Source organism: Microcoleus asticus IPMA8 (assembly GCF_013179805.1).
Classification (GTDB): Bacteria; Cyanobacteriota; Cyanobacteriia; order Cyanobacteriales; family Microcoleaceae; genus Microcoleus; species Microcoleus asticus.
Genome location: NZ_SRRZ01000310.1, coordinates 1 through 1,079 on the forward strand (window position 1 = coordinate 1; position 1,079 = coordinate 1,079).

Sequence of the window (1,079 nt, forward strand, 5' to 3'; positions counted from 1 at the left end):
GAAGGAAGAAGGAAGAAGGAAGAAGGAAGAAGGAAGAAGGAAGAAGGAAGAAGGAAGAAGGAAGAAGGAAGAAGGAAGCCCACTATTTAAAAAGTGGGAGTGAAATAAGTAAGTGTGAGATCACAGCTATTTAAGGATAAAATTAAAGTGTCTCAAGATTTATACTGGCTGCGTCAAACTCCAAACTGGGTGTGGTATGCTTTTATTCCCTACTTCGGCGGATTGGCGATCGCCTATGCAGGCCAAAAGTCAAATATTCGCAGTTGGATGGGATGGGGTGTTGCCATTACTTTAGCAGCACTAGCGGTATCTTCTTCAGTTAATTTGGGTACGATCGTGTGGATCGCTCAAATTGTCACTGCTTTTAGTTTGAAAAAGCGCTATCTCATCAAAACCGCACCCAGAGGTTTACTGGTTCCGGCAACTGCAACCAATGCCGAAGAACTGGCAAACGTGCGCGGCAAAATAGATATTAACGAGTGTACCAAAGACGATATGGTCAGAATCTTGGGTTTGCCGATCGTCTACGCCAACGATATTGAATCTTTGCAAAACGAAGGCTACATTTTTACCCACGCTGAAGAGTTATCAGAAATAGCCGGAGTTCCCGAAAGTCACGTCAGACGCATCGCCCCGATGATTTGCTTCAGCTACAATTATCAAAAAGAATTGCAGTTTACTTGGAAACGGTTAAATATTCTTTCACCGGAAGAGTTAATGGCCAGCGGTTTAGATCGGGTTGTTGCCGAAAAAATAGTTAGAGAAAGGCAGAGAAAAGGCGCTTACAAATCAGTTGTAGAAGTCAAGCGGCGGACGGGACTGCCTTTTGATTCATACCGCCATATTTGTTAATTTGCCGTTATTAGCACGAACAGGTTATGACAACAAAATTAGAAGTTGACCGACAAAAATTGTATGATACAGATTACCTGAGATCGATTGAAACCACTGTGGAAAAGTTGCGGTTTCGCGACTATTCAAACATCGGCTGGGAAAATCAGATTGCAAAAATAGAAGACATATTGACTTTCTGCCGCCGGTTTGGCCCAGATGAGATGATTCAAGGGTAGCATGGCAAA

The 1,079-nt window shown here is 43.0% G+C and carries 2 protein-coding genes; both read left to right on the top strand.

Translation table 11 applies throughout. From position 1 onward, the window contains the following. Positions 1-147 precede the first annotated feature (147 nt). A complete protein-coding gene (locus E5S67_RS32050) occupies positions 148-852 on the top strand; it encodes a helix-hairpin-helix domain-containing protein (protein ID WP_172193517.1) in 705 nt (234 codons plus the stop codon). 26 nt (positions 853-878) lie between these two features. Then, on the top strand, positions 879-1,070 hold the full coding sequence (locus E5S67_RS32055) for a DUF29 family protein (protein ID WP_172193520.1): 192 nt from the start codon (positions 879-881) through the stop codon (positions 1,068-1,070). The last annotated feature ends 9 nt before the right edge of the window (positions 1,071-1,079 follow it).

Coding starts and splice junctions, on each gene's coding strand:
- E5S67_RS32055 (WP_172193520.1), top strand. CDS start 879: ATGACAACAAAATTAGAAGTTGACCGACAAAAATTGTATGATACAGAT.